The sequence below is a fragment of the Candidatus Nomurabacteria bacterium genome, assembly GCA_023898525.1.
GTDB lineage: Bacteria > Patescibacteriota > Minisyncoccia > Phycocordibacterales > UBA918 > OLB19.
Map to the genome: position 1 here is coordinate 1 of CP060227.1, position 6,025 is coordinate 6,025.

Consider the following 6,025-nt stretch of genomic DNA (forward strand, 5'->3'; position numbering starts at 1 on the left):
CTTGCAAAGGGGGCTATGTAAGATGTGGCATTTTTATGCGTCTAAAACAGTTCCTATTTAGATATGAAGGATAGAATCACAAAAACTAACGAGATTATTCCAAAATCACCTTGGGCTTTTTTTTTGGTATGCGATAACACCGCATAACAAGTGGGGAATTTTAGCGGTTTTATCAGTTGTGTTGGCGTCCAGTATTTATGTTAGCACCAGCTACGTATTTAAATTGATAATTGATGCCGTAGAAAATGGGGATATAGATAAGGTTATATTATGGGGGTTGGTTTTTCCGGTGATATTGTTCGTATTTCAGGCTTTATATAGATTAAGCGGATATTTTGCCGGTTATTGGATAAATAATACCGTGAAATCAACCAGTGACGATTTGACTAAATATATTCTGCATCATAGTCATGGCTACTATGTAAACCGCTTTGCAGGTTCTGTTACCAATAAGGTACGTAATGTTGTTAATGCTATTGACCAGATGTTGCCTGACATATTATGGGGACACCTTAGCTTTCTGGTTAGCTTTCTGGTTACTTTTGTGCTGATTATGAAAGTTGATTTACTCTCGTCTATGTTGCTTGTGCTCCTCATTATAGTTCTCTTTTTTGTAAACAGAAAGCTATCTGTTAAAAAAACTTTGTTATCTAAAATTTACGCTGATTCAAATACTGCTCTCCAGGGTAGATTGGTTGATGTTATTACAAATGTTAATACTATGAGGCAATATACTCAAAGCAACTTTGAAATAGGGGGGTTAGAAAAATTGACAGAGCACAAACAAAAGTCAGGTATTAACAGCTTTCACTATACTGAAATATTGCTAATTTCAAACGTTTTTGTTTTATTTTTATTTTCAATTGGGATTTTTTGGATATTGGTTAATAAGTGGGCACTAGGTTCTATCTCAACTGGTGATTTTATCTTGTCGCTTTCTTTGATACTTAATATTTCAGGTTCCTTGGTATTTATTGGACGAGCTTTTAATGCGACTGCTCGTATGGTTGGGGAATTGAAAGAAGGGCTGGACGATTTATTGATTGACTATGAAATTGTTGATGATATTGATGCAAAACCACTTAAAATTGATAAAGGTGAGATTGTTTGGAATAAAGTAAATTTTAAATTTGATGATAACGATGTATTTTCTAATTTTAATCTAGAGATACCTGCTAGTCAGCGTGTTGGCTTAGTGGGGTCATCTGGAGCAGGGAAGACTACATTTGTGTCACTGTTACTTAGACAGCACGATATTGATGGCGGTGAAATTCTGATTGATGGGCAAGATATTTCTAAAGTAACACAAGATTCTTTGCGTCAGGCCATTGCGGTTGTGCCACAAGAGCCAGCCTTGTTTCATCGCACAATCAGAGAGAATATTGCTTATGGTCGGTTGGAGGCTAGTGATGAGAAGATTATTCAGGCCGCCAAACAAGCCCATGCCCATGAATTTATAGAAAAGTTGCCACAGGGATATGACACCTTGGTGGGTGAAAGAGGGGTAAAATTGTCTGGTGGTCAGAAACAAAGGGTGGCTATAGCCAGGGCGATACTTAAGGACGCTCCTATTCTTATTTTAGATGAAGCGACTTCAGCTTTAGATAGTGAAAGTGAGACTTTGATTCAAGAAGCACTCCATGAACTTATGAAAAACAAGACAGTGATTGCTATTGCTCATCGTCTGTCAACGCTAAGAGAAATGGATCGGATCATTGTTTTGGAAAATGGGGCTGTTATTGAAGACGGAGATCATAATAAGCTGAGACAATCCGGTGGGATCTATGAGAAGTTATGGAATCACCAATCTGGTGGGTTTGTGCAGGATAATTAGAAATTTGTAACTGGTTGTTGTTTGCCCTGTGTAAGAGTATTAGATGCACGTGTTCACTACGGGTTATAATATTCTGTATGAATAGTAATGTATGCTCCACTATAAGATTTGGGCTACTTCTTTGTGTAATTGTGTTAGGATTTTTTTCTGTCTCCCAGTTAGCCTTGGCCAAAAATATAGTTGGCTACAGTGATCTGTTGAGTGATTCAAGCCCCAGTACTGCTTCTAACCACACCCTATCATTTACACTAAATACGACTATTTCACCTGGTAGCTATATTGAGGTTACTCTGCCCAGTGATTTTGAGACGCTCGGTACCTCTACTTTTGCGGCGGAGAGAAATGTTGAATTATATGTAGACGGTTCACTTCGAGATGCTTCCAGTACTCTAGATACAACTGTTGACTTAGTACAAATTACACCTGGTACACCTGGACTTATACGGTATACACTTAACCCAACTGTCGGTATTTCTTCTGGCTCTAAATTAGAGCTAAGAATTGGTAATAACACTTCCAAGAGAAATGTATATAGTCAGTCATATGCAACCTCGACTGGAACAACGACAGTTGAAGCTGATGTTAAGCCAATCGTAAATGGTCCTACGACTGGAAATAAAAAGGTACAGTTACGGATCTATGATGGTGCGCAAATAGCTGATGCTGATTTTGTAATCTATGTGATAGATAGTGTTACAGTTGGTCCGGTTGATACCACTGAGGAAATACCACCTCTTCGTTTTAATGGATCACCAACCACCACTATTACAGGTATTACGGCTAATGTTGAGATTTTTTTAGAAACAGACGAATTTGCTATTTGTAAATGGGACTCGTCTCCCAACATCGACTATTACTCTATGTCAAACACCTTCTCTGGAACAGGTCTTCTCTATCACACTCATATAGTGCCTGTAATTCCAGGTACCCTTAATACTTTTTATGTGCGGTGTATTGATGACGAGGGTAACTTTAACATTGATGATTACCTTATCCAGTTTGCGGTTAGTGATAAGCCGACCGGAACAGCAAATACAGATGGAAACATTGCTGGTGATGGCACTGGCTCTGGAAATGATGGTACGGGTACTGGTACTGGTGGTGGTGGTATTTCGGGATCGTCTGATGGTGCCTCGCCTGGTTCTGGTAATTCATCAGGTGGCGGTGGTTCGGGCGGGGGGTCAGGTGGAGGGACGGGTGGTGGGACTGGTAGTAAAGGTGGTGGTGGTTTTGAATCACCCGACGCTCCTTATAGAAGTGGAGACGCTAGGGTTATAATCAGCGGCTACGCTTATCCTAATAGTGAAATAGTTGCCCTGGTTGATGGTACTGAAGCAATCAGAGACAAGGCTGATGCACAAGGTATTTATTCAATTACAATTGATAATATTGCCAAGGGGGTCTACACTTTTGGGGTATACGCTATAGATTCCAAGAAGAATAAATCATCAACTTTCAGTACATCGTTCACGGTTAGTGGTGGTAGAACTTCTGAATTGTCCAACATTAATATTTCTCCTAGTATGGTAGTAACGCCAGATCCTGTAACACCAGGACAAACACTACAAATTAGCGGTTATGCTTTGCCAAACGCAAAAATAACTCTGGAAAACGTTAAGGACGGTGGGTCCATTACCAAGATCTTTAGTACAAATTCTGACGGTAGCGGTGCTTGGTCTACTGCTCTGGATACCTCGGGATTTTCAGTCGGAACATATAAGCTTAAAGTAAAAGCTGAACAAGACGGTGCTGTTGTTACTAACTTCTCAACCTTTCTTTTTTACGGGGTGGGGCAAAAGGCAGTAAAGCCATCAACAGCTGACTTGAATGTCGATGGTAAGGTAAACCTGGTAGACTTTTCAATTCTTTTGTTCTGGTGGAACACCGATGGTGGCAATTCTAATCCATCAGCTGACATTAACGGTGATGGGAAGGTTAGTCTTACTGATTTCTCAATCTTGCTCTTTAACTGGACTGGGTAAGTAATAAAAATTTGTAGATGAAACTTTACTGTGGGTAAAACCTAAAGAAATTTTAAATATAAATTATATAATTAAAACAAGTATGTCATTTTTGCAACGTCTGAAAAATCGTGGAGTCCGTTCTGATCAAGCTTCTTTACAGTCGGAAGCTGAAGAGACGGCGGTTGATAAAGTCGCTCAGCTTGATGTGGATGTATATCAGACAGAAAAAACAATTGTCATATTTGCGCAATCAGCCGGAGCGGACATGAACGACATTAATGTTTCAATTGAAGGAGACGCAGATATTGTGCTAATTGAGGGGAGAAGAATACGTCCAGAATACTTAGTCTTTTCTAAAAAGAAGGAACAGGGTGCTTTCTTTGCACAGGAATGCGTTTGGGGTGATTTTTATCGCAGAATAATTCTGCCTGAAAGTGTAGATATAGAAAAAGCAGAAGCTAAAATCAAAAACGGAGTGTTAATATTAGTGTTACCACTTCTTAAATCGTCTGAGAAGGAGCGGGTTCGTTTAAGAGTTAAGCAAGACCGTCGGTCAGTAAAATAATTTTATGTTTGGAGAGTACTTTAAAATTGGAATATCATATAAAATACTGGCAGCAATTATTGGCGTCACTATGTTTTTTGTTGTCTCATCAGTAGCTCTCGCTGCAACTTTGCAACTTAATCCTGGTACTGGTACTTATTCAGCTGGTCAAACTTTTACAACAGTAGTTAAGGTTCAGCCTGGTGGCAAAAGCATAAATGCTGTTGAGGCTACTCTGAAGTATGATCCGGCGACTATTAGTGTGGTCAGTGTAAGTAAAACCGGATCAGCTTTTTCTCTTTGGACGGTTGAGCCAACCTTCTCTAATAGTGCTGGGACAGTTACTTTTGGTGGTGGTAGTCCAACGCCTTTTTCAACGGTTTCAAATCTAGTATCTATTACCTGGCGTGCTGTTAAAGAGGGTGATGCTAAGGTTTCTTTTTCTGATGTGTCGGTCTTGGCAGCTGACGGACAGGGGACTGATGTTTATGAGACATCTTCCCCTGGTACCTTTACCATTAATGTCGCAGCTACACCAACTCCAACTCCTCAAGCCAAACCCCAACCAGTTGTTGAGCCAACAGCCGAGGAGGATGAAGCTATTGTTTACGGCGATCCTCCTCGGGCACCTGAAGTCGGTTCTCAAGCTTTCTTAGATGCTGAGGTCTGGTACAAAATTACAGAAGGTGTCTTTAGTTGGACATTGCCGTTTGATATAAATGCTGTTGCGGTAGAGATATCAACCTCAAGTGACAATAAGCCGGAATTAAACGAAGACGCTATATTTGAACCACCTATTGATGATTTTCGTGTAACCGGAGATATGCTGACTGATGGTGTGCAGTATATAAGTGTCAACTTTGAGAATCAGGTTGGCTGGGGAGTGCCGACTAATCGTAAGATTCAGATCGATACAACACCTCCAGAGCCATTTGAGATTTTTATAAAAACCGGTACTACTCCATCCTCATTCCCGACCGTGGTCTTCGATGCGGTAGATGAAACATCTGGTGTAGATTACTACGAAATGAGAATTGCTGATAAAGAACCAATAAGAATTACTCCAGATGAAGCCAAGCTAGGTTACTTGCTCAAAGAGTTAGAGGATGGAACTTACACGATTCAAGTTAAGGCTTTTGACAAAGCTGGTAATGTGCGTGAAGGTTCAAAGCCAGTTTTGATTACCGCAGGCTGGACAAAGCCGGTGGTAAGCGAGGAAAAGAAGTCTTTTTGGAGCTTTCTAACGCCCGCTAATATATTTATATTCTTCCTGATAGTGATTATTATTCTACAAGCGGTATATATTTGGTATGAGAGAAGACAAATGAGAATCAAGGAAGAAAAGCTGCGTAGGGAGACTAGGGAAGTACAAGACCAAATGGAGAAGATATTCTCAGCCTTACGTGACGAGATCTATGACCGGGTTAATATGATTACAAAACGCAAACGACTGTCTAAAAAAGAGAAAGAGGCGGTAGAGGGACTCAATCAGGCTCTTGAAGTCTCAGAAACCTTGATTGAAAAGGAGATCAATGATGTAAAGTCAATTTTGAAATAATAGCTACTAAACAAAATCCACAGAAAATAATTAATACCGCGCATGTTTAAGCAATATGCGCGGTATAATTATGATAGGGCATATCTTATTTGTGAAATAAGATGTGACCTTGTGTGTATTAGTAG

At 40.0% G+C, this 6,025-nt stretch carries 4 protein-coding genes; all 4 read left to right on the plus strand.

From position 1 onward, the window contains the following. Positions 1–178 precede the first annotated feature (178 nt). The 4 genes from H6779_00005 (at position 179) to H6779_00020 (ending at position 5,900) form a co-directional block, all read left to right on the plus strand. Positions 179–1,834: an ABC transporter ATP-binding protein gene (locus H6779_00005; GenBank protein USN87818.1), complete on the plus strand. Its 1,656-nt coding sequence runs from the start codon at positions 179–181 to the stop codon at positions 1,832–1,834. Between the two features lie 77 nt (positions 1,835–1,911). Next, entirely contained in the window at positions 1,912–3,816 is a 1,905-nt protein-coding gene (locus tag H6779_00010; GenBank protein ID USN87819.1) for a hypothetical protein, read from the plus strand. An 82-nt stretch (positions 3,817–3,898) separates the two neighbouring features. Beyond that, complete coding sequence (locus H6779_00015; protein USN87820.1) at positions 3,899–4,363, plus strand: Hsp20/alpha crystallin family protein; 465 nt, start codon at positions 3,899–3,901, stop codon at positions 4,361–4,363. A 4-nt stretch (positions 4,364–4,367) separates the two neighbouring features. Then, a complete protein-coding gene (locus tag H6779_00020; GenBank protein ID USN87821.1) occupies positions 4,368–5,900 on the plus strand; it encodes a hypothetical protein in 1,533 nt (510 codons plus the stop codon). The last annotated feature ends 125 nt before the right edge of the window (positions 5,901–6,025 follow it).